Here is a 23,620-nt window from a genome sequence, read left to right as displayed (position 1 = left end):
ATCCACGCCGCGCGCCCTCTCACGGGCGGGGCAGCACCTGCGTCACCGGCGAGCCGGGCTCCGGCGGGCTGCCGAACCAGGTCTGGTGAATCCGCGCCAGCGTGCCGTTCCGCTTCAGCGCCGCGATCATGTCATCGATCGGCTGGGTCAGCGGCGAGCCCTTGGCGAGCATCAATCCATAGTTCTCCCGCGTGCCCAGGCGCGCCACCACGGCGAGGTCGTTGCGGCCGAGCAGCCGGTACAGCAGCGCCGGCATGTCGCCGATATGCGCGTCGACGCGGCGATGGGTCAGTTCATCCAGCCCCTCGTCGAGACCGCGGACATGGCGCACCTCGCCGATCCGGTAGAGCTCGCGATTGGCCGTCACCCACTGGTCGCTGGTGGTCTCGGGAATGACGCTGACGGTGCGGTGCCTGAGATCGGCCAGCGAGCGGATGGACGAGCCCCGCATCACCACCAGGGCCTGCGTCGTCAGATAATAAGGCTGGGTGAAGTCGAAGCGTTCGCGCCGTTCCGGCGTGATGCTGATGGAGGACATGGCGATGTCGATCCGCCCCTCCGTCAGCGCGGCGAGCATGTCGCTGAACTGGAAATTCTCGATCACCAGCGGCCGTCCAAGGCCGGCGGCGATCTCGCGCACCAGATCGGCCTCGAAGCCGATCACCGCGCCCTCCGGGCTGCGGAACTGCCATGGCTTGTTGGAAAGAGTCGCGCCGACCCGCAGCGGCGGGAGCTGGGCCACGGCGGGCGCCAGGGGTACCGTGCAGACGGCCAGGATGAGCCATAGCAGCATCGCCCCATAGCCGAGGCGCCACACGCCATTGCGCCACCACCGAGCTGGCATGGTCATCCCACGGCCCGCACCCCCCGCCCAAGCGCCGATTGACGCCACCGGCGTTGCCCGTGATGCTGGTGCAATCTCTCCCATCCGTCCAGCCGGTCTCCCATCCATGTCCTACGGCCTTTACCTCATGACGGCCCTCGCGGGCGCGTTTTATGTACTTATGCCCGGCCCTGCTTTCCTGGCGCTGTTCTCGCTGGCGGCGGTGCATGGGCGCCCGGCCGGCGCCCGCTTCGTCGGCGGCCATCTGATCGGCGACCTGTTCTGGACCGCGCTGGCGCTCGCCGCGATCATCGGGGTGAACCAGCTCGGGCCGGCATTGTTCGACCTGCTCGGCATCGGCTGCGGGCTTTACCTCTGCTATCTCGGGGTGAAGGCGATCCGCGCGCGCGGCGGCAGCGACGGCTCGGTCGGCTCCAGCCGGCCGCTGATCACCGGCATCCTGTTCGGCCTGACCAACCCGAAGGCCTATCCGGTCTCGGTGTCGATGTTCACCGCGCTGACCGCGAGCTATGCCTCCGGCCTCACCTGGGAAGCCGCGCCGCAGCTGCTCGGCGCCGCGCTGGTCGGCTTCATCATCGCCGACATCATCCTCATCTGGGCGGCCGGGCTCTCGCCGGTGCGCCGCCTGTTCCAGCGCCATGGCCTCGCCATCACCCGCGTGGTGGGCGTGATGTTCGTCGCCTTCGGCGCCAAGTCGCTGGTCGATGCCGGCCGGGGCATCGCCGCCCGCCAGTAGACTGCGTCCACCCGTCGCCCGCCCCTCCTCGCCCACCTGTCCCCGCCTGCCGAGTGCCCGCCATGTTCGAAGCCCGCTTCCAGTCCTTCGATGCCCCCGCCGCCCCCGCTCTGGGCACCGAGCGGCTGCGCCTGTTGCGCGCGGAGCTGGCGCGGCGCGGGCTCGACGGCTTCATCGTCCCGCGCGCCGACGCCCACCAGAACGAATATGTCCCGCCCTGCGACGAGCGCCTCGCCTTCCTGACCGGCTTCACCGGCTCGGCCGGCGTCGCGGTGGTGCTGGCGGACGCCGCCGCCATCGTGGTGGACGGGCGCTACACGCTGCAGGCCGCCCAGCAGGTCGACACCGCCTCCTACGAGGTGGTGCCGCTAGCGCAGACCACGGCGGAACGCTGGATCGAGACCCATCTGCCGGCCGGCGGGCATCTCGGCTACGATCCCTGGCTGATCACGGTGGACGGGCTGGAGAAGCTGCGCCGCGCGGTCGCCTCGGCGCAGGGCACGCTGGTCGCGGTCGACAGCAATCCGGTCGACGCCATATGGGCCGACCGCCCCGCCGCCCCCGTCGGTGCCGTCACCCTGCGCGATCCGGCGCTGGCCGGCGAGACCAGCGCCGACAAGCTCGCCCGCATCCGCGCCGCCCTCGCCGCCCAGAAGCTCGACGCCACCATCCTGTCCGATCCGCACGCGGTCGCCTGGAGCTTCAACATCCGCGGCGCCGATGTCTCCTTCACGCCGCTGCCGCTGGCCTGGGCGATCGTGCCGCGCGAGGGCCGCCCCTCGCTGTTCATCGACGGGCGCAAGCTCTCCAACGCGGTGCGCGACGCGCTCGGCGCGGAAGCCGAGATCTTCGAGCCGGCGCTGTTCGAGCGCGGCATCGAGCTGATCGCCGCCGGCGGCGCCACCCTCCGGCTCGATCAGGCGACCGCCCCGGCGCAGCTCGCCGCGCGCATCGAGGCGGCCGGCGGCAAGGTTTCCTCCGGCCCGAGCCCGGTCGCGCTGATGCAGGCGGCCAAGAACCCCGCCGAGCTGGCCGGCATGCGCGCCGCACACAAACGCGACGGCGCCGCGCTCGCCCGCTTCCTGTGCTGGTTCGACAGCGAGGCGCCCAAGGGCACGCTCACCGAGATCGACGCGGTGGCGGCGCTGGAAACCTTCCGCCGCGACACCGGCGCGCTGAAGGACGTGTCCTTCCCCTCCATTTCCGGCGCCGGCCCCAATGGCGCGATCGTGCATTACCGCGTCACCGAGGCGACCAACCGGCGCATCGGCACGGACGAACTGTTTCTCATCGATTCCGGCGCGCAATATGAGGACGGCACCACCGATGTGACCCGCACCCTCATCGTCGGCACGCCGAGCGACGAGATGCGCGACCGTTTCACCCGCGTGCTGAAGGGCCATGCCGCGATTGCCCGCGCGGTATTCCCCGCTGGCAGCTCCGGCGCCCAGCTCGACAGCTTCGCCCGGCAGTTCCTGTGGGCGGCGGGGCTGGATTTCGACCACGGCACCGGCCATGGCGTCGGCGCCTATCTCTCGGTGCATGAGGGCCCGGCCCGCATCTCCAAGGTCGGCACGGTGGCGCTCGTCCCCGGCATGGTGCTCTCCAACGAGCCCGGCTACTACAAGACCGGCGGCTATGGCATCCGGCTGGAAAATCTGGAAATCGTCACCGAGGCCCCCGCCCCGGCCGGCGCCGAGCGCGCGCTGCTCGGCTTCGAGACGCTGACCCTCGCCCCGTTCGACCGGCGGGTGATCGAGCCGGCGCTGCTCACCGCCGAGGAGCGCGCCTGGCTCGACGCCTATCACGCCCGCGTCTTCGCCGAGATCGGCCCTCTGGTCGACGCCCCCACCCGCGCCTGGCTTTACGCGGCGACCGCCCCGCTGGGCGCCTGACGGCGACTATTCAATTGATGATGGTTCAATGGAACCATCATCTCGCAGTGGCGTTACTCCCCCGACCAATGTGACGGGGCAGACGGAGACGCCGAGATGACCACCATCCTGATTGTAATTCTTATCCTGATACTTGTCGGCGCCCTGCCGAACTGGGGCTACAGCCGCTCCTGGGGCTATGGGCCGAGCGGTATCGTCACCGTTCTTCTGGTGATCCTGATCGTAATGATGCTGACCGGACGCCTCTGACCGTCGCGCGCCATCAGCAAGGGCCGTCGCGTTCCCCCCGCGGCGGCCCTCTTTTTTGCCGATTTTCCGGCCTACCCGATTTCCGCCAACCAGATTCCTGCCGACCCGATTTGCCGCCGGGCGCCGCCCGCCTGATCAGCCGCGCAGCACGGCCGCCGCATCCGCCGTCGGCACCACCTTGGCCCCGGCAAATTCCAGCGCCGCCATCAACGCCGCCTGCACGTTTGCCGCCGGCACATCGGTCCCGCCAAAGGCCAGATCGAGCGTCGCGGTCGCGTCATGCGCCAGCGTCACCTCATAGCCGAGATCGAGCGCCGCCCGGCTCGCCGCATCCACGCACATATGGCTCATGGCGCCGGCGATCACGAGGCGCGCAATGCCCCGTTCGCGCAGCAGCCGGTCGAGATCGGTGCGCAGGAAGGCGTTGACCTCCTCCTTCACCACCACCGTCTCCCCGTCCAGCGGGGCGAGACGGGGATGAATGTCGGCCCCCGCCGTGCCGCGCGCGAAGAACGGGGCGTCCTCGCCCGCCATTTCATGGCGCACATGGACGACCGGCACGCCCGCCTGCCGCGCCGTGGCGAGCAGGTCGCCGGCCTTCGCCGCCGCCGCCTCGATGCCGACCAGCGGATAGCGCCCCTCGGGGAAGTAATCGTTCTGCAAATCGATGATCAGCAGGGCCGTGTCGCTCATCTCGGGCTCCCGATGGGCTGCGTGTTGAAAATTGTCGCTCAGCCGGCACCCGCCAGCGCCAGCCACTCATCCTCGGTCAGCACGCCGACGCCAAGGTCGCGCGCCTTGGCGAGCTTGGAGCCAGCATCGGTCCCCGCCACCACATAATCGGTCTTCTTCGAGACCGAGCCGGCGACCTTCGCCCCCAGCCGCTCGGCCATGGCTTTCGCCTCGTCGCGGGTCATCTTTTCCAGCGCCCCGGTGAACACCACGGTCTTGCCGGCGACCGCGCTGGCGGCAGACACCGCCTCCATCGGCTCGGGCGTCACATATTCCAGCAGCGCGGCGAGCGCGGCCTGGTTGTTCGGCTCCTGGAAGAAATCCACCACCGCCTCGGCCACCACCGCGCCGATGCCCTCGATGCCGACGATCTCGGCCCAGGGCTCATTGCCCTTGGGATGCTCCGCGCCGGGCATGATGGCGGCGAGTGCCGTCTCGCGCAGCGCCTCGATGGTCGCGAAATGCCGCATCAGCCGCTTGGCATTGGTTTCCCCGACATGGCGAATGCCCAGCGCATAGAGAAAGCGGTTCACCGGCACGCGGCGGCGGGTCTCAATCGCGGCGAACAGATTCTTGGTGGAGGTGTCGCCCCAGCCCTCGCGATTCTTCAGCCGGGTCAGCGCGCCCGGCGCGGAATCGCGCGCTTCCAGCGTGAAGATGTCGGCGGGCTGCTTCACCAGCCCCCAGTCATGGAAAGCCTGAACCTGCTTCTCGCCCAGCCCCTCAATGTCGAAGGCATCGCGGGCGACGAAATGGCGGATGCGCTCCACCGCCTGCGCCGGGCAGATCAGCCCGCCGGTGCAGCGGCGCACCACCTCGCCCTCCTCGCGCACGGCATGCGAGCCGCAGGCCGGGCAGAGGGTCGGGAAGGCATAGGGCTTCGCCTCGGCCGGGCGGCGCTCCAGCACCACGTCCACCACCTGCGGGATCACGTCGCCAGCGCGCTGGATCGTCACCCAGTCGCCCTCGCGAATGTCGATCCCGCCGCGGATCGGCTCACCCTTGCCGCCAATGCCGCGAATATAGTCCTCATTGTGCAGCGAGGCGTTCGCCACGACGACGCCGCCAACGGTGATCGGCGTGAGCTTGGCGACCGGGGTGAGCGCGCCGGTGCGCCCGACCTGGATCTCGATCCGCTCAAGCTTTGTGACCGCCTTTTCGGCGGGGAATTTATGGGCGATGGCCCAGCGTGGGCTGCGCGAGACGAAGCCAAGCCGCTGCTGGAGCGCGAGGCTGTCCACCTTGTAGACCACGCCGTCTATGTCGTAGCCGAGGCTCGCCCGGCCCTCGCCGATGCGGCGGTAATGGGCGAGCAATTCTTCGGCAGAGGTGCACAGCACGGTGAGCGGATTGGTCGGCAGGCCCCAGCGGGCAAAGGCCTCGATGACGCCGAACTGGGTGTCGGCGGGAAGTCCCGCGTCGCTGACCTCGCCCCAGGCATAGGCGAAGAATTTCAGCGGGCGGCTTTCCGTGATCTTGGGGTCGAGCTGGCGCAGGCTGCCGGCCGCCGCGTTGCGCGGATTGGCAAAGAGCGGCTTGCCCGCCGCCTCCTGCCGCGCATTCAGCGCCGCGAAATCGGCATGGCCCATATAGACCTCGCCGCGCACCTCGAAGATGTCCGGCACGTCGTCGCCGGCGAGGCGCTGCGGGATCTCGGCGATGGTGCGCACATTGGCGGTGACGTCCTCGCCCTCGAAACCGTCGCCGCGCGTTGCCGCCTGCATGAAGACGCCGCTCTCATAGCGCAGCGAGCAGGACAGGCCGTCGATCTTCGGCTCGGCGGTCAGGGCAATCGGCTCGTCCACGGGTAGGCCGAGGAAGCGGCGGATGCGGGCGACGAACTCCTCCACATCCTCATCGGCAAAGGCATTGCCGAGCGAGAGCATCGGCACGCGGTGGCGTACCTTGGCGAATTTTGCCGAGGGCGCGGCGCCGACTTTCTGCGAGAGGCTGTCGATCCCTCTCAGCTCGGGAAACTGCGCCTCGATCGCCTCATAGCGCCGGCGCAGCGCGTCGTAATCGGCGTCCGAGACGGTGGGGGCGTCGTCCTGATAATAGCGCCGGTCATGGCCGGCGATCTCCTCGCCGAGCCGTGCATGTTCGCTCGCCGCCTCATCGGCGGTCAGCGTCTCGGTGGGGGGCAGGCTGTCACGCGATGTCATGCCGGGTTTCTAGCGGATTCGGCGGTGGAGAGCAGCCGGTCCGCCGCCGCCCGCGCTTCCGCCGTGACTTCGGCGCCGGACAGCATGCGGGCGATTTCCTCGCGGCGGTGATCGGGGGCGAGCGGGGCGACGCGGGTCGCCACCCGGTCATGCTCGGCGACCATTTCCTTGGCGATGCGGAAATGATTGCCGGCGCGCGCGGCGACCTGCGGGGCATGGGTGACGGCGACCACCTGCACCCGCCCGCCGAGCCGGGCCAGCCGCGCGCCGATGGCGTCCGCCACCGCGCCGCCGACGCCGGTGTCGATTTCGTCGAAGACGAGGGTCGGCGCCGAGCCCTTGTCGGCCAGCACCACCTTGAGCGCGAGCAGGAAGCGGGCAAGCTCGCCGCCCGAGGCGACCTTCATCATCGGGCCGGGCCGCGTGCCCGGATTGGTCTGCACCCAGAACTCGATCCGGTCGTACCCATCGGCCTGACCGTCCACCTCATCGGCCTGACACTCCGTGATGAAACGGGCCCGTTCCAGCTTCAGCGGCGGCAGTTCCGCGTTCACCGCCGCGTCGAGCGCGGTGGCCGCCACGCGCCGGCGGGCGGAGAGCTCGCGGGCGCTCGCGCGATAGGCGGCCTCCGCCTGCGTGGCGGTTTTCTCAAGCGCATCAAGGCGTTGCGCACCATGGTCGAGGGCGTCGAGCTGGTCGGCGAAACGCGCGGCGACCGCCGGCAGGTCATCGGCGATGCAGGAGAATTTCCGCGCGGCGGCGCGCAGGGCGAACAGCCGCTCCTCGATCCGCTCCAGCTCATGGGGATCGAAATCCGCCTCCCGCAGCGCCGATTCGAGGTGAGACCTGGCCATTTCCAAGGCGTTAAGCGCCGCGTCGATCGCCTCGACGGCCGGGCGCACCAGCGATTCCACCTCGCCCGCCCGCCGCTCCAGCCGGCGCACCGCCGCCGCAAGGGCGGGAATCGGCGAGTTCGGCCCGCCCACCGCGTCCTGCGCATCGGAAAGATCGGTCGCGATCTTCTCAAACCGCATCATCTCCGAACGGCGCGTGGCGAGGCGCTCCTCTTCGCCGATTTCTGCAGCAAGAACAGTGAGTTCGTCGAGCGAATGGCGGATGAAGTCGGCCTCTTTCGCCGCCTCGTCCAGCCGCGCTTTCTCTTTTTCAGCCTCCCGCCGCGCCGCGCGCCAGTGACGCCAAAGCCCGCTCACCTCCTCGGCAAGGCTCGTCAGACCGCCAAAGGCATCGAGCAGCACGCGATGCGACGCGGGGTCGATCAGCGCCCGGTCGTCATGCTGGCCATGGATCTCCACCAGCCGCCGCCCGAGCTGGCGCAGCATCTGCGCGCTCACCGACTGGTCGTTGACGAAGGCGCGCGTGCGTCCATCCGCATGCTGCACGCGGCGCAGCACCAGCGCGCCATCATCGTCGATGCCGGCCTCGGCCAGCACGGCGCGGACGGGATGATCGGGTGGAAGGTCGAATTCGGCCGTGACCTGGCCCTGCGGCACGCCCTGACGCACCAGCGAGCCATCACCGCGCCCGCCAAGAGCCAGCGTGAAGGCATCGAGCAGGATCGACTTGCCGGCGCCGGTCTCGCCCGTGAGCACGGTGAGGCCCGGCTGAAAATTCAGGTCAAGCCGCTCGATGAGGACGATATCCCTGATCGACAGGGCGGCCAGCATGCGTGAGCTCCAGAACGAATCCGCGCGGAAAGGGCGATCGACACCCGCCTTCTAGCAGGTCAGGCCGCGTCGCGCACCGGTGTTCTTATTCTGTTCGCAGCAATGCGCAGCTGTTGTGGCGCGCAGGGCTCAACCGAGACCAAGGCCCTTGAAAGCCTTGGCGATCCAGGAGTTCTGGTTCATCTGCGGGTTCACACCACGCGACTGCACAAGCTTATAGGCGTCCTTGTACCAGGAACTGTCCGGGAAATTATAGCCGAGCACGGCGGCGGAGGTCTGCGCCTCGCTCACCACGCCAAGCGCCATATAGGCTTCGGTCAGGCGGTAGAGCGCCTCCTCGACATGGCGCGTGGTCTGGTAGCGCGTGACGACCACCTTGAAGCGGTTGATCGCGCCGGCGTAGTTGCGCTGTTCGAGATAATAGCGCCCGATCATCATCTCCTTGCCGGCAAGCTGGTCGCGCGCGACCTCAAGCTTCTTCTTGGCGGAGATGGCGTATTCGGTCTCGGGATATTTGCGCACGATCTCGTCGAGCGCCTCCATGGCGCGCTCGGTGCGCTGCTGGTCGCGCGAGATGTCCGGGATCTGGTCGAAATAGGACGAGGCCAGGAGATACTGCGCATAAGGCGCATCGGCCGAGCCGGGATGCAGCGCCAGATAGCGTTTGGCAACGCCCGCGCACTCGTCGTACTGGCCCTGCGTGTAATAGATATAGGCGATCATCAGCATCGACTTGCGCGCCCAGTCGGAATAGGGGTGCTGCCGGTCGACATCCTCGAAACGCTTGATCGCCTCGCCGTAATCCTCCTTCTGCATCAGCGTGAGCGCTTCGTTGTAGCGCTGCTCCGCCGGCACGTCGGGATAGATGGTCTCTTCCTTGGTATCGAACATGCCGGCGCAGCCGGCGAGCGAGGCACCGACGAGCACCAGCCCGACCAGACGCACGGCAAACAGAGCAGAGGTCCGTCCACGCGCCGGGCGGGCATCGTTTTGAGCGAAACCGCCGGAACGGACGTGGCTGAGAAGACGCATCACAACTCTCGATCCCAATCTGGTCGCCTGCCGGCCGGGGCGCCACTGTGCGCTATAGCCGCTTTCCGTCCGGATTATGGCGAGTGGCCTGTCGGCGGCAACCGATCGACGGATGAAACGCACGTAGGGGCATAAATGCACCCGGCGGTGGCTCAGAGTTCCGGCGCGTAGGCCGGAACGGCCACATCGACGAGGCCGGCATTGCTGCGCACGCTGCGACCGGCCGGAAGCTTGGCATCCACCAGCCCGGCCTCGACGACCTCATAGGCCGAGCGATCCGACAGCAGGGCGTCGACCACGGCGAAGTTGAGCTTGTGACCGCCCTTGTAGGAACGGAACCGGGCGAGCAGGGGCAGGCCGCTGATGGCGAGATCGCCCACCGCATCCATCGCCTTGTGCCGCACGAACTCGTCGGCGAAACGCAGGCCCGTGGTGTTCAGAACACCGTCGGCATCGAGGCAGATGGTGTTGTCGAGCGAGGCACCGAGCGCATAGCCCGCCTGCCAGAGACGCTCCACATCGGCGACGAAGCCGAAGGTGCGGGCGGTAGCGAGTTCCTTGCGGAAAACACCCGGCGACAGCGTCGCGGCGTAACGCTGGCGGCCGATCGCAGCGTGGGCGAAGTCGATCTCGACCTCAAGCCGCAGGCCGGCATCATAGGGGGAAAGCTCGCCGAAACCATGCTCGGTCTCGACGCGGATCTTCTTGAGCACGCGCAGATAGCGGCGCGGGGCGGCGATATCTACCACACCGACCTGGTCGATGGCCGCCACAAATTCGCCCGCGCTGCCATCGAGGATCGGCACTTCGGGACCGTCGATCTCGACATGGGCGTTATCGATGCCGAGGCCGGCGAAGCAGGCCATCAGATGCTCGACCGTGGAGACGGCCGGGCCGCTTTCATCGCGGAGCACAGTGGCGAGATCGCTGCCACGCACGGCATGACGGGAGGCGCGGACAGACTGGGACGAATCGGTACGGTGGAAAAGAATGCCGGTATCGGCGGATGCGGGAGCCAGGCTCAACCGCGCCTCTTTGCCGGAGTGCACGCCCACGCCCGAAAGCGTGACGACGTCGCCAATGGTCGTCTGCCTTACAGCATTCATCCCAGACCCAGCGAGCGGACCACGATACACCATCCGCTCCCCCAATTCCCCAAGCCAACTTAGAAGCACCCCCGGTTCAGGATTCAGTGGCGAATCCGTGTCGGCGGCTTGTCGTTGGTGGGCAACATATCGGCGGCTCGGAGGTGAGCCAAATCACGCTTGCTTACCGTCTGTTACCGTCCCGTCGCTTCTGCAGCACATCAGAAATTTGTTTACGATCAATGAATTGCGCCCGGGCAGGAGACCCGGGCGCTGCATTGCATCATCGGCCTTGTAACAGAGGCGGCAGACCGCCTCCGTCACACTTGCCGGTCCGGTCAGCCCTGGCGGCGCAGGAAGGCCGGAATGTCGAGATGGTCATCCTCGGCCGGCCGGGCGGCCGGGCGGCCATGGGCGTCCATCGGACGAGCCGCCGGGCGCTTGGCGAACTCGGACGCTTCCGGGCGACGCTCGGCGAGCGGGCGCTGCTCCGGCTGCGGCGCGGGGGCGCGGCGGACCACCGGGCGCATTTCCGCCGGGGGATCCATCTCCTCGTCGTCGCTATGACGACCGAGGCCGACATTGGCGAGGCGCTGGAGCAGCGTCATGCGCTTCTTTTCCGCGTGATGGTGCTCCATCGGCTCGCCGCGGGCGGCGCGGATCTGGTTCTGCGCCGGCATGGGAAGCTCTTCCACGCGCGGCATGCGCGGGCTGCGCAGTTCCGGGCGCTCCGCCTGCGGCGGGATGAAGGGCTCAAGCGTCTCGTGCTCATAAGCCGCCTCGTTCATCGGCTCGGCTTCCGGCTCGGCATAGAGCTGGGGCTTGGGCGCGAGCGGGCGGATGGTCACGTCATCGATCGCGGTGGCCGGAGCCGGAGCGTGGTGGGCGTAATCGGGCTCGCCATAGACATGGTCGCTGCCCGACGAGGCCGCGAAGGTCGGCTCATAACCGTGATCGGCATAGGCCGCATGGTCCTCGGTGAGCGCGGAAGCGACCGAGCGCAGGGCGGCATCGCGGCGCGCCTCGACGGCGGCGCGGCCGGCGTTGGAGACCTTGCGGCCACCGAGATCGGCCAGCCCGTGCAGGCTGTGCGGGATCTGCTCGGGAATGACCGCCGGGTCGATCCCGGTGGCCACCACGGACACGCGGATGAGGCCTTCCAGCGTCTCGTCGAAGGTCGCGCCGAGGATGATGTTGGCGTCGGGATCGACTTCCTCGCGGATGCGGGTCGCTGCCTCGTCGACCTCGAACAGGGTGAGGTCCTTGCCGCCGGTGATCGAGATCAGCAGGCCGCGGGCGCCGCGCATCGACACTTCGTCGAGCAGCGGATTGGCGATCGCCGCCTCGGCGGCATGCAGCGCGCGCTGCTCGCCGGAAGCCTCGCCGGTGCCCATCATCGCCTTGCCCATCTCGCGCATCACGGCGCGGACATCGGCGAAGTCGAGGTTGATCAGGCCTTCCTTGACCATCAGGTCGGTGATGCAGGCAACGCCCGAATAGAGCACCTGGTCGGCCATCGCGAAGGCGTCGGCGAAGGTGGTCTTCTCATTGGCCACCCGGAACAGATTCTGGTTCGGGATGACGATGAGGGTGTCGACGCCCTTCTGCAGCTCGTTGATGCCCATCTCGCCGATGCGCATGCGGCGCTGGCCCTCGAAGTGGAAGGGCTTGGTCACGACGCCGACGGTGAGGATGCCGAGTTCGCGGGCCGCGCGGGCGATGACCGGGGCCGCACCGGTGCCGGTGCCGCCGCCCATGCCGGCGGTGATGAAGACCATGTGCGCGCCGGCGAGGTGATCGCGGATCTCGTCCAGCGCCTCCTCGGCCGCCGCGCGGCCGACTTCCGGCTGCGAGCCGGCGCCGAGACCCTCGGTGACGGCGACGCCCATCTGCACGATGCGCTCGGCCTTGGAGAGGGTGAGCGCCTGCGCGTCGGTGTTGGCGACGACGAAGTCGACACCCGACAGGCCGGCCGTGATCATGTTGTTGACGGCGTTGCCACCGGCACCGCCGACGCCGAACACGGTGATCCGGGGACGCAGTTCACGAATGTCAGGAACCTGAAGGTTGATGGTCATTTCTGTTGTCCCCAAACGCCGGCGGGCTCGAATCCCGTCTCGATCTCAGTGGTGCCGGTTCCGCCGGCGCGGATTGAATGAAGCACGTCAGAAGGCCTCCCGAAGCCAATGCCCGACGCGCGAGAAGTACCCGTCCGATTCCCCATGGGAGAGCCGACGGCGGCGGGCCTCGAAATGTTCGAGCCCCGCAACCTGCGGATAGACGAGAAGTCCGGTGGCGACCGCGAAGGGCGCGCCGCGCGCGGCCTCCGGCAGGCGCGAAATACCCAGCGGGCGGCCGATGCGCACCTGCCCGCCCATCACGCTCGCCACCATGTCGGCAAGGCCGGTGAGCTGCGCCGCGCCGCCGGTGAGGACGATGCGGCGACCGGCGCCGGCGGCATGGCCGGAGGTGATCAGCCGGTCGCGCAGCAGCTCGGTGATCTCCTCCACGCGCGGGCGGATGATCTTGAGCAGGCGCGACTTCGGAATGGCGCGCGGCAGGTCGTGATGATCGTCCGCGATCGGCGGGACAGTCAGCATTTCCCGGTCATCCGCGCCGACCACGGTCACGCCGCCATGCAGGCTTTTCAGCCGCTCGGCATCGGCCAGACGGGTGGAGAGACCGCGCGCGACGTCGTTGGTGACATGCTGGCCACCCACCGCGATGCCGTCGACATGCACGCAATGGCCGTTCTCGACCACCGCCACCGTGGTGGTGCCGGCGCCGAAATCGATCAGCGTGACGCCGAGTTCGGTCTCGTCATCGGCCAGCGTCGACAGCGCCGCGGCATAGGGTGCGGCGACCATGGCCTCGACGCCGAGATGGCAGCGTTCGATGCACAGCAGCAAATTGCGCACCGCCGCCGCCTCGGCGGTCATGACATGAAGATCGACGCCGAGCCGGCGCCCCAGCATGCCGCGCGGCTCGCCAATGCCGGACACGCCGTCAATGGCGTAGCCGACCGGCAGCGCGTGGAGAATGGTGCGCCCCTCGCCGATCGCAAAGGTCGAGGCGGCGTCGAGCACGCGGCGGATGTCGCCCTCGGCGACGGCGGGCTCGGGCAGGTCGACCTCGGCGACGAAATGGTCGGAGGCGAGGCGCCCCCCGGCCATCGAGACGACGACGGAGGCGATCTGCGCGCCGGCCATGCGCTCGGCGGCATCGACCGCGCGGCGGATCGCATGCTCGGCACGCTCCATGTCGATCACCGCACCGCCCTTGATGCCGTGCGACGAGGTGTGGCCGATGCCGAGCACATCCACCGAATGGGTGCGACGGCGCAGGCTGGTCGTGGCATCGCGCGGCTTCAGCCGGGCGATCATGCAGACGATCTTGGAGGTGCCGATCTCCAGCACGCCGACCACGCCGCTGCGGCGCGGCGCCAGCGGGCGCATCTTGGGGGCGATCTCGAAGGGAGCGCGGGGTCTCATGTGTTGCCCCCCTTCTTGGCCTTGGCCTGTGCCTTCAGCTCGGCCTGACGCGCCTCATAGGCGGCGTCGGACAGGCGCACCGACACACGGTCGGCCAGGCGCAGATCGATGATCGTGATGTCGCGGGTGAGCAACTGTTTGTCGCGGTCGAGCACCGCCAGTTCCTGAAGCGCCCCGACAACATCCTTTTCCGGCAGGCGCACGTCGATGCCACTGCGCATCTTCAGCGTCCAGCGCCGGTCGGCGACACGGATCGCCGCGCGCACCTGGTCGCGCACACCGGGAACGAGGCTGAGCGCGTCGACGATCTCGGTGACGTGGCTCTCCGCGCCATCGCCGACCACGACCGGCAGGCGGATATAGCGCGGGTCGTCGGAATAGGGCGCGATGACGGTGCCGTCGCGGGCGATGACATTGATCTTGCCGTCTTTCTGCCAGAGGGCGAAGCCCTCGCGTTCCACCACCTGAATGTCGAGGCGGTCGGGATAGAGCTTCTGCACCGTGGCGCGCTTGATCCAGGCGAGTTCCTCGAGCCGCATACGCGCGCCCTCGGCATCCAGGAACAGAAGGGAAGAGGTCGGCTTCACGCCGGCCGTGGCGAGGATGTCGCCGGGCGTGACGTGGTTCTGGCCGGAGAGGTTCACATTGGCGATTCGGAAGCCGACGAGGTTGGCCGCCGAATCGGCCATGTCGCGGGCGGTCTCGATGGCGGTCGGCATGTGGCCGCCCTGCTGGAGGCCATAGGCGCCCGTACCGGCGAACAGCAGCGCCACCAGCCAGGTGCCGGCGCCGCAGCTCAGTGCCCGCGAGGCCGACAGGCCGACGAAGAAGCGACGCCCGCCAATGATGGCGCGGTCGATGATTCGCACCCGCCCACGCTCGGCCGCGGTGGTCGCCGACAGCCGAGCGGAAGCCCGGCCATCAAAGCCGTTCCGCCTCGTATCCGCCTTGGCCGCGCTGGTCCGTCCGGCCCCGGCAGGAATCTGCCTGGGGGTCAGCGGTCGAGCGAAGCGTCCTCCACCATCCATCGTACAAGCTCACCGAACGAATGGCCCGCATGGGCAGCCAGTTCGGGCACGAGAGAGGTCTCGGTCATTCCGGGTTGGGTGTTGACCTCCAGACAGAACAGACCGGATTCGTCCCCGGTCGTGTCGTCGTAGCGGAAATCGGCCCTGCTAATGCCCCGACAGCCGAGCGCCTCATGCGCCCTAGCCGCTAGCATCCGTACCTTTTGGTAAATATTCGGTAAAATTCGGGCCGGAAGAATATGAACGGATCCGCCCGGAGCGTATTTTGCCTCGTAATCATAGAACCTTACGGCGGATTGAATTTCGATCACATCGAGCGGCTCGCCGCCCATAACGGCGCAGGTGAGCTCCAATCCGGGGATGTAGGATTCGGCCATCAGCAGTTCGCCATGCGGCCAGTCGGGGCGATTCAGTTCCTGCGGCGGGTGCTCCTGGTCTTCGTTAACGATGGAGACGCCGACCGAGGAGCCTTCCCGCACCGGCTTCAGCACATAGGGGCGCGGCAGCACATGGGCCCTGGCGGCCTCCGCCCGGGTGACGAGGCGGCCAGGGGGCACCGGCACGCCGTGGGCCGCCAGCACGATCTTGGCCTGCGCCTTGTCCATCGCCAGCGCCGAGGCGAGCACGCCGGAATGGCTGTAGGGGATGCCGAGGATTTCCAGCACGCCCTGAATGGTGCCGTCCTCGCCGAACGGGCCGTGCAGGGCGTTAAGAACGACGTCCGGCTTCAGTTCGGTGAGCACCTGCGCGATGTCGCGCCCGACATCGACGCGCGAGACGCGGTAGCCCACGCTCTCGGCCGCCTTGGCGCAGGCCTCTCCCGAGCGCAGGGACACCTCGCGCTCCGCCGACCAGCCGCCCAACAGGACCGCAACATGCTTAGACATGGTCTTCTCCTCGCGCCCGTAAGGCGTCAGTCTTTAAGGGCGTCAGTCTGGGGCGCCTCTCAGGCCGGAATGCCGATTCGCTTGATTTCCCATTCCAGCTCGACGCCGGACAGTTCCTTCACGCGGCGGCGCACGTCCTCGCCGAGCCCCTCGATGTCGGCGGCGCTGGCGCCGCCCGTATTGATCAGGAAATTGCAGTGCATCGGCGACACCTGCGCCGCCCCGCGCATCAGGCCGCGGCAGCCGGCGGCGTCGACAAGCTGCCAGGCCTTGTGGCCGGGCGGATTCTTGAAGGTGGAGCCGCCGGTCTTCTCGCGGATCGGCTGGGATGCTTCGCGCGCCTGCGTGACCCTGTCCATCTTGGCGAGGATCGCCGCGCGATCGCCGGGCCGGCCCTGATAGAGCGCGCTGGTGAAGATCAAGTCGGCCGGCACGCCGGAATGGCGGTAGCTGAAGCCGAAATCGGCGTTGGAGAGCACATGGACCGCTCCGCCGCGGTCCACCGCCCGCGCCTCGATCAGGCAATCCCGCGTCTCGCCGCCATGGGCGCCGGCATTCATCCGCAGCGCGCCGCCGAGCCCGCCGGGAATGCCGCGATAGAAGGCGAGCCCGTCAATCCCGGCATCGGCAGCGGCGCGGGCGAGCTTCACATCCGGCACCGCCGTGCCGGCGCGCAGACGATGGCCGTCCTCGACGACGATCTCGCTGAAGCCGCGCCCGAGCCGGATGACCACGCCGGCCACGCCGCCATCGCGCACGATGAGGTTCGAGCCGAGGCCGATCACCGTGACGGGGATGTCGGCGGGCAGGCGCGCGAGGAAATAGGCGAGATCGGCCTCGTCCGCGGGCGTGAACAGGATCTGCGCCGGGCCACCGACGCGAAACCAGGTCAGTTCCGCCAGAGGTTGATTGGCGATCAGCCGCCCGCGCAGCTCGGGCAGGCGGGCGGAGAGGTCGGTGGTGATATCGGGGAAGCTCACGAAGCCGGCCCCGCCTCAAGCTGGCCCGGCAGCGCATAGGCCCATTGCGTGATGTTGCCGGCGCCGAGGCAGACGACGTAGTCGCCCGGCCGCGCCAGCCCCTTCACCAGCCCGGCGAGCTTGTCCGGGGCTTCCAGGGCGACGACCGAGCGGTGCCCGCGCGCGCGCAGCGCCTCCACCAGATGATCGCGGTCGATGCCGGGAATCGGCGCCTCGCCGGCCGCATAGACATCGGCGACGATCACATGGTCGGCGTCGTTGAAGCAGGTGGCGAACTGGTCGAACAGCGATTGCAGGCGCGTGTAGCGGTGCGGCTGGACGATGGCGATGACCTGCGCCTCGGTGGACGCCCGCGCCGCGCGCAGCACGGCGGCGATCTCGACGGGATGGTGGCCATAGTCGTCGAAGATGGACACACCGTCCACCTCACCGGTCCGCGTGAAGCGCCGCTTCACCCCGCCGAAACCGGCAAGGGCCGAGCGAATCTGGTCGTCGCTCGCCCCCAATTCGCGCGCCACGGCAATGGCGGCGGTGGCGTTCAGCGCATTGTGACGACCGGGCATGGGCAGGACGAGATCGCGCAGCTCATGCACGATCGCCCCGGTGCGGTCGCGGAAGATCACACCGAAACGGCACACCCCGCCACGCAGGTCGAGCTCGATAAGTCGCGCATCGGCTTGAGGATTTTCGCCATAGGTGATGACGCGGCGGTCCTCGACATGGCCGACCAGATCCTGCACCACCGGATGGTCGGTGCACATCACCGCGAAACCGTAGAAGGGCAGATTGTCGATGAAGCTGCGGAACGCCGCCTGGACCGCCTCGAAGGTCTTGAAGTGGTCGAGATGCTCGGGGTCGATATTGGTGACGATCGCCACCTCGGCCGGCAGCTTCAAAAACGTCCCGTCACTCTCATCGGCCTCCACCACCATCCACTCCCCATCCCCCAGCCGGGCATTGGTGCCATAGGCGTTGATGATGCCGCCATTGATGACGGTGGGATCGAAGCCGCCGGCGTCGAGCAGGGTGGCGACCAGCGAGGTCGTGGTGGTCTTGCCATGGGTGCCGGCAATGGCGACGCAGCTTTTCAGCCGCATCAGCTCCGCCAGCATTTCGGCGCGACGCACCACGGGCAGTCGCTTGGCGCGCGCGGCGGCGAGTTCGGGATTGTCGCGCTTGATGGCCGAGGAGACGACCAGCACCTCCGCCCCCTCGATATTGCCGGCCGTATGGCCGATCAGCACCTTGATGCCCTTCTCGGTCAGGCGCTTCACATTGGCGCTCTCCGCCACATCGGAGCCCTGCACCGTGTAGCCGAGATTGTGCAGCACCTCGGCGATGCCGCTCATGCCGATGCCGCCAATACCGACGAAATGGATGGGGCCGAGTGAGAGCGGGAGCTTCATGCGATGTTCCTTCGGCCTGCGGGCCTCGCCCGCGCAGGCGCAACGTTCGGGCGGGCAGGAATAGACGAGGCGGGCTGCCGCGTCATCCCGACGATGGTTCCCCGCCCGGCCACGGGATCAAACCTGAATGCCGGCCGTGCGGATCACCAGATCCGCAAGGCGCGCCGCAGCGTCGGCCCGTCCCATGGCCTGCGCCTTCTGCGCCATGCCGGAGAGCTGGGCGGGCGAGCGCATCAGCGCGGTGAGGATTTCGGCAAGGCTGTCCGGCGTGAAACCGCTCTGCCGCGCCAGCATCGCGCCACCCGCCTTGGTCAGCGCCGTGGCATTGGCGAGCTGGTCCTGGTCGATGGCGCCGGGCAGCGGGACAAGCACGGACGGGCGGCCGATGACGCACAGCTCCGCCACCGTCGAAGCGCCGGAGCGGGCGATGACGAGATGGGCATGGCTCATGCGCAGCGGCAAATCGCGGAAGAAGGGGGCGACCTCCGCCCGGACGCCGAGCTTGGCATAGATCTCGCGGACCGCGCCGCTGTCCTCCGGGCGGGCCTGCTGGCTGATGCGCAGCCGCTCGCGCAGCACGGGAGGGAGAAGTGCGATGGCGGGAGGGACGATGTCGCTCATCACCCGTGCCCCCTGGCTGCCGCCGAAGACGACAAGCTGGAACGGCGCGCCCTCCTCGGAGACCTCATAGGGCGCTACCGCCTCGATCACCGCGGGGCGGACTGGGTTGCCTGTGTGATGGGCCTTGGCGGCAAGAGGCGGCTTGGCGCCGAACATGTCGGGATAGCCGGTGGCGATGGCCGTCACCCGCCCTGCCAGCATGGCATTCGCTCGCCCCATCACGGCATTGGCCTCGTGGATGAGGGTCGGACGGCCCGCCAGCGTCGCGGCCAGAAGCGGGGGCACGGTGGGATAGCCACCGAAACCGACCACCGCGGCGGGCCGCAGCTCCCGCATCAACCGGTAGCCCTTGAGCAGACCGCGCGCGAGCGCCAGACCGGTGCGCAGCAGCGCCAAAGGCGAGCGGCCGCGCACCGTATCGGCCGGCAGCACATGGAGCTGGCGCGCGGGAAAGTGCTCGGCATAGCGCGCCGCCCGCTCGTCGGTGGCGAGATCGACCTCGATCCCGCGTGCCCGCAGCGCCCCGGCCAGCGCCTCGGCGGGGAAAAGATGACCGCCGGTGCCGCCGGCGGCGAGCAGGACGAGCGGCTTGTGCGGCTTAAGGGGGGTGGCCATGGGCGCGCTCACGCCGCCCGAGGCGTAGCGGCGCCGAGGCGCGTGGCGAGCCGTTCCAGTTCCGCCAGCGTCGCCGTGCGCGGCCGCCGCCGGGTCAGCGCCAGCAACATGCCCATGCCATAGGCCAGCGACAGCAGCGAGGAACCGCCATAGGAGACGAAAGGCAGCGTCATGCCCTTGGCCGGCATCATGTGGAGATTGACCATCATGTTGATGCAGGACTGCAGGCCGAACAGCATGGTGAGCCCGGCAATGGCGAAGCGCACGAAGGGGTCCTCGTCATTCATCGCGCGCAGGAGCGAACGCAGCACGATGAAGGCGAACAGGCCGGCGATCATCATGCACAGCACCGCGCCGAACTCCTCGCCGGCAACAGCAAAGATGAAGTCGGTATGCCCGTCCGGCAGGACCTTCTTGTAGGTGCCCTCACCCGGCCCCTGGCCGAGCCAGCCGCCATTGAGGAAACTGTCGGTGGCAATGTCGATCTGGTAGGTGTCGCCCGATTCCGGGTCGAGAAAGCGGTCGATGCGCTTGGTCACATGCGGCACCATCGTATAGGCAACGAACAGGCCGAAGGCGCCGACGCCGCCGAGCCCGATCACCCAGATCATCCGCAGTCCTGCCAGGAAGAACAGCCCACCCCACACCAGCGACACCAGCATGGTCTGGCCGAAATCCGGCTGCATCACCAGCGGCGTGACCACCATGGCGAGAAGACCGATGGCGAGGAACTGACCGGGCATTTCCGGCCGGCGCACGCTCTCGGAAAACAGCCAGGCGGCGATGATGACGAAGCTCGGCTTCAGGAACTCGGACGGCTGAAGCGTGATGCTGGCGATGTTCAGCCAGCGCCGGGCGCCCTTGACCTCCGGTCCGATCACCAGTGTGGCGCAAACCAGCCCGAGAAACAGGAAGAACAGCACCAGCGACAGCCGGCGGATGTTGCGCGGCGACAGGAAGGAGGTCGCGAGCATGACGCAGAGCGCCGGCACGAGGAACATCACCTGCCGGTTCACGAAATGGAACGGATCGGCGATGCCCAGACGCGCCGCCACCGGCGGGCTCGCCGCCAGCGCCAGCACGATGCCGATGATCATCAGCGCGGCCAGCGCGCCGAGCAGCAGGCGATCAATGGTCCACCACCATTCGCCCACCACCGTCCGTTCGGCACGCGAGATCATGTAGCACTACTCCGGAGAAACGCTTCCCGGACTATCGAACGATTAAGGTTGACGTCGCCTTAATGCCGCCCCCCGGCCCGGCCGGACTTTACGAAGAAACCGCGCCCGGCAGCGCCGCCACCAGATCGCGGAAAGCATCGCCCCGCACCTCGAAATTGCGGAACTGGTCGAAGCTGGCGCAGGCCGGCGAGAGCAGCACCACCGCGTGGTCGAGCCCGGCGCTCGCGGCATCCCGCGCGGCGCTCGCCACCGCCACCTCGAGCGTACCGCTCATCTCGTGGGGAACGCCGTCCCCCAGGGTCGCCGCGAAATCCTCCGCCGCGACGCCGATGAGGTAAGCCTTTTTCACGCGGGGAAACAGCGGGGCGAGCGGGGCGATGCCGCCCTCCTTCGGCTTGCCGCCGGCGATCCAGTAGATGTTGTCGAAGGAGACTAGCGCGCGCTCGGCGGCATCCGCATTGGTCGCCTTGGAATCGTTGACGAACAGCACGCTGCCGATGGTCCGCACCTGCTCCATGCGGTGGGCAAGGCCCGGAAAGCTCTTGATGCCGACCGCGATCACCTCGGGGGCGAGGCCAAGCGCGCGGGCGCTGGCGAAAGCGGCGGCGGCGTTCTGCGCGTTGTGGCTGCCGCGCAGCGAGCCGATGCCGGAGAGAGGCAGGGTGAAGACAGTGCGCCCGCCTTCCGCCACCACGAGATCGGTGCCGTCGAGATAGATGCCGTCCTCCAGCTTTTCGAGCACGGAGATGCGCACGACATGACGCCCCCCGGCCGCCTCCACCCGGTCGGCAATGGCGCGGCACCAGGGATCGTCGACGCCGATCACCGCCGTGCCGCCGGCCTCGACCTGCGCCACCAGTCGCTCCTTGACCGCCGCGTAATGCTCCATCGTGCCGTGGCGGTCGAGATGATCGGGCGAGAGGTTGAGCAGGATGCCGACCGCCGGGTCGAGGCTGGGCGCGAGGTCGATCTGGTAGGACGAGCACTCGATGACATAGACCCGGCCCTGCTTGGGGGGTTCAAGCCCCAGAATGGCCGGGCCGAAATTGCCGCCGATCTGCGCATCGCGCCCGCCGACCGTCATCAGATGCGCCAGCAGCGCCGTGGTGGTCGACTTGCCATTGGTGCCGGTAATGGCCGCGAAGGGCGGACGGCGCACGGCGCGGCGCCGCTCGCGGCAGAACAGCTCGATGTCGCCGATGACCTCCACCCCCGCGCCCTGCGCCAGCGTCACGCTCCAATGCGGTTCGGGATGGGTCAGCGGCACGCCCGGCGCCAGCACCAGCGCGGCAACGGCGCTCCAGTCGAGCGCCCGCAGGTCGCCGGTCGCAATGCCCTCCGCCGCCGCCTTCTCCACCGAGGCCGGCGAATCGTCAAAGGCCGTCACCCGCGCCCCGCCGGCGATCAGCGCGCGGGCGGTGGCGAGGCCCGAGCCGCCGAGGCCAAACAGCGCCACGGCACGGTCTTTGAACGAACTCACGGCAATCATGGGAGAACCTCGGCTGACGCGCGCCGTCGGGGCGCGCTCCCTCGCTAGCGCATTTCACCGGCTGATGAAATGATCCCCCGCCCGCCGGCGATGCAAAGGATGACGATGACCCCGCCTGCCCCCTCCCCCGCGCTTCTTCCCCTCGGCTCGACCCTCAAGGTGCTGCGCCCCCATCCGAACCTCTTCGCCTTCTATGACGGGCGGATCGAGGGCGCGCGGGCCTTTTCGGCCGGACCGAACTGGCTGGACGACGGGGCCTATGCGCTCGGCGTGTGCGTCTACGCGATTGTCGATGGCACCGAGGCGCTGCTTTACGACACGCATATCTCGCTCACCCATGCCCGGCTGATGCGCGAGACCCTGGAGCGCGCGGGCGTGACCTCGATCCGCGTCGTGCTCAGCCACTGGCATGACGATCATGTGGCGGGCAACGCGGTGTTCGCCGATTGCGAGATCATCGCGCTGGACCGCACGCAGGCGGCGCTGGCCGAGCACCGCGCGGCGCTGGAGAGCGGCAACCCGCCGATCCGCCCGCTCATCATGCCGAACCGCATCATCACCGGCCCGACGGAGCTGTCCGTCGGCAGCCTGCGCGTGCTCCTGGAGCCGGCGGAGATTCACAGCCATGACGGGCTGATCCTGCTGCTGCCGGACGAGTTCATCATGCTGGCCGGCGACACGCTGGAGGAGCCGATCACCTATGTCTCCGAGCCCGCGCGCCTGCCCGTCCATTTGGAGGAGCTGAAGCGCGTGCGCGGCTGGGGCTACAAGCGCATCCTGCCCAATCACGGGGCGCCGGAAGTGATCGCGGCCGGCGGCTACGGGTCCTCGCTGATCGACGCAACGATCCGCTACGTGCAGAAGCTGATCCGCACACGCTCGGTCATGTCCTTCGCCGACCAGGACCTCAGCACCTTCATCGCCGAGGACATCGCCGCCGGCCACCTCTCCTATTTCGCGCCCTATGAGGAGGTGCACGCCAATAATGTGAAGCAGGTGCTGGCGCTGCCCTGACAGCCGGGTCGTGTCAGACGGCTCCCTCATGTGACGTCATCCCGGACGGCCGCAGGCCGAGCCGGGATCGCATGACGCCTCGTTCACGCGCGCCCCGCCCTCACACCGTCATCCCCACCTTCACACCGTCATCCCCGGGCTTGACCCGGGGATCCAAGACTTGGGGCTGGGCGCGGCGGGGGAAGACGTGGATGGCCGGATCAAGTCCGGCCATGACGGCGTGAGGTAATGGCGACGCCGCGCCAGAATTGGATGGCCGGGCTGACCCCGGATCACCTCCGGGGAGGGTCCTGACGGCGTGAGCGCCCACACCAAAAGCCCCGCGCCGCCTCGCGGCCGGGGGTCTGCGTCAGGCGCCGACTGCCCTTTGAAGGGCGCGCGGGGCACCGGGGCGGACGCCACCGGCGGCCGCCTGCACCTTTGTTTTAAAAGGTGGTGCAAGCCTTCACTCAGCCAACCGACACGCCGTCCCCGGCGCCCCGCACGCG

Annotated in this window: 19 protein-coding genes; 4 read left to right on the top strand and 15 right to left on the bottom strand. The window is 68.5% G+C overall.

The genetic code is table 11. The features are described from left to right. Positions 1-19: 19 nt before the first annotated feature. A complete protein-coding gene (locus KIP89_RS18580) occupies positions 20-850 on the bottom strand; it encodes a substrate-binding periplasmic protein (protein WP_213757097.1) in 831 nt (276 codons plus the stop codon). A 100-nt stretch (positions 851-950) separates the two neighbouring features. Here KIP89_RS18580 and KIP89_RS18575 point away from each other — a divergent pair, with 100 nt between their 5' ends. From KIP89_RS18575 to KIP89_RS18565, 3 genes are all read left to right on the top strand, one after another. After that, a complete protein-coding gene (locus KIP89_RS18575) occupies positions 951-1,580 on the top strand; it encodes a LysE family translocator (RefSeq protein ID WP_213757096.1) in 630 nt (209 codons plus the stop codon). A gap of 62 nt (positions 1,581-1,642) precedes the next feature. Further along, positions 1,643-3,475, top strand: coding sequence for an aminopeptidase P family protein (locus KIP89_RS18570; RefSeq protein ID WP_213757095.1), 1,833 nt, complete (start codon positions 1,643-1,645; stop codon positions 3,473-3,475). Between the two features lie 96 nt (positions 3,476-3,571). After that, a complete protein-coding gene (locus KIP89_RS18565) occupies positions 3,572-3,724 on the top strand; it encodes a DUF3309 domain-containing protein (RefSeq protein ID WP_213757094.1) in 153 nt (50 codons plus the stop codon). Between the two features lie 135 nt (positions 3,725-3,859). Here the strand turns inward: KIP89_RS18565 and KIP89_RS18560 are convergent, their stop codons facing one another. The 14 genes from KIP89_RS18560 to murD form a co-directional block, all read right to left on the bottom strand. Further along, positions 3,860-4,417 carry a cysteine hydrolase family protein gene (locus KIP89_RS18560; RefSeq protein ID WP_213757093.1) on the bottom strand — a complete coding sequence of 186 codons (558 nt, stop codon included), beginning with the start codon at positions 4,415-4,417 and terminating at the stop codon, positions 3,860-3,862. Positions 4,418-4,455: 38 nt separating this feature from the next. Beyond that, the gene (gene ligA / locus KIP89_RS18555) at positions 4,456-6,618 is read right to left on the bottom strand and encodes an NAD-dependent DNA ligase LigA (RefSeq protein ID WP_213757092.1); all 2,163 of its coding nucleotides are present in this window, start codon (positions 6,616-6,618) and stop codon (positions 4,456-4,458) included. Further along, a complete protein-coding gene (gene recN / locus KIP89_RS18550; RefSeq protein ID WP_213757091.1) occupies positions 6,615-8,303 on the bottom strand; it encodes a DNA repair protein RecN in 1,689 nt (562 codons plus the stop codon). Before recN ends, ligA begins: the two co-directional genes overlap by 4 nt. Before the next feature lie 129 nt (positions 8,304-8,432). Continuing rightward, a complete protein-coding gene (locus tag KIP89_RS18545; RefSeq protein WP_213757090.1) occupies positions 8,433-9,335 on the bottom strand; it encodes an outer membrane protein assembly factor BamD in 903 nt (300 codons plus the stop codon). A gap of 152 nt (positions 9,336-9,487) precedes the next feature. Beyond that, positions 9,488-10,441: a UDP-3-O-acyl-N-acetylglucosamine deacetylase gene (lpxC, locus tag KIP89_RS18540; protein ID WP_213757089.1), complete on the bottom strand. Its 954-nt coding sequence runs from the start codon at positions 10,439-10,441 to the stop codon at positions 9,488-9,490. A gap of 317 nt (positions 10,442-10,758) precedes the next feature. Further along, a complete protein-coding gene (ftsZ, locus tag KIP89_RS18535) occupies positions 10,759-12,498 on the bottom strand; it encodes a cell division protein FtsZ (protein ID WP_213757088.1) in 1,740 nt (579 codons plus the stop codon). An 87-nt stretch (positions 12,499-12,585) separates the two neighbouring features. After that, the gene (gene ftsA, locus KIP89_RS18530) at positions 12,586-13,911 is read right to left on the bottom strand and encodes a cell division protein FtsA (RefSeq protein WP_250152649.1); all 1,326 of its coding nucleotides are present in this window, start codon (positions 13,909-13,911) and stop codon (positions 12,586-12,588) included. After that, positions 13,908-14,780 carry a cell division protein FtsQ/DivIB gene (locus tag KIP89_RS18525; RefSeq protein WP_369807201.1) on the bottom strand — a complete coding sequence of 291 codons (873 nt, stop codon included), beginning with the start codon at positions 14,778-14,780 and terminating at the stop codon, positions 13,908-13,910. Before KIP89_RS18525 ends, ftsA begins: the two co-directional genes overlap by 4 nt. Before the next feature lie 125 nt (positions 14,781-14,905). Further along, the gene (locus KIP89_RS18520) at positions 14,906-15,826 is read right to left on the bottom strand and encodes a D-alanine--D-alanine ligase (protein ID WP_213757086.1); all 921 of its coding nucleotides are present in this window, start codon (positions 15,824-15,826) and stop codon (positions 14,906-14,908) included. A gap of 59 nt (positions 15,827-15,885) precedes the next feature. After that, positions 15,886-16,806, bottom strand: a complete 921-nt coding sequence (murB, locus tag KIP89_RS18515; RefSeq protein WP_213757085.1) for a UDP-N-acetylmuramate dehydrogenase — start codon at positions 16,804-16,806, stop codon at positions 15,886-15,888. Continuing rightward, positions 16,803-18,212: a UDP-N-acetylmuramate--L-alanine ligase gene (gene murC / locus KIP89_RS18510; RefSeq protein ID WP_213757084.1), complete on the bottom strand. Its 1,410-nt coding sequence runs from the start codon at positions 18,210-18,212 to the stop codon at positions 16,803-16,805. The genes murB and murC overlap by 4 nt, the downstream gene beginning before the upstream one ends. Positions 18,213-18,329: 117 nt before the next feature. Beyond that, complete coding sequence (gene murG / locus KIP89_RS18505; protein WP_213757083.1) at positions 18,330-19,448, bottom strand: undecaprenyldiphospho-muramoylpentapeptide beta-N-acetylglucosaminyltransferase; 1,119 nt, start codon at positions 19,446-19,448, stop codon at positions 18,330-18,332. A gap of 8 nt (positions 19,449-19,456) precedes the next feature. After that, entirely contained in the window at positions 19,457-20,629 is a 1,173-nt protein-coding gene (gene ftsW, locus KIP89_RS18500) for a putative lipid II flippase FtsW (RefSeq protein WP_213757082.1), read from the bottom strand. An 88-nt stretch (positions 20,630-20,717) separates the two neighbouring features. After that, positions 20,718-22,118 carry a UDP-N-acetylmuramoyl-L-alanine--D-glutamate ligase gene (murD, locus tag KIP89_RS18495; RefSeq protein WP_213757081.1) on the bottom strand — a complete coding sequence of 467 codons (1,401 nt, stop codon included), beginning with the start codon at positions 22,116-22,118 and terminating at the stop codon, positions 20,718-20,720. Between the two features lie 105 nt (positions 22,119-22,223). On the opposite strand from murD, the gene KIP89_RS18490 reads away from it, so the two are divergent. Further along, complete coding sequence (locus tag KIP89_RS18490) at positions 22,224-23,132, top strand: MBL fold metallo-hydrolase (RefSeq protein WP_213757080.1); 909 nt, start codon at positions 22,224-22,226, stop codon at positions 23,130-23,132. The last annotated feature ends 488 nt before the right edge of the window (positions 23,133-23,620 follow it).

The sequence above is a fragment of the Ancylobacter radicis genome, from assembly GCF_018449475.1.
Classification (GTDB): domain Bacteria; phylum Pseudomonadota; class Alphaproteobacteria; order Rhizobiales; family Xanthobacteraceae; genus Ancylobacter; species Ancylobacter radicis.
Note: the sequence above shows the minus strand (reverse complement) of the source record. Positions and strands in the feature narration are given on the sequence as shown.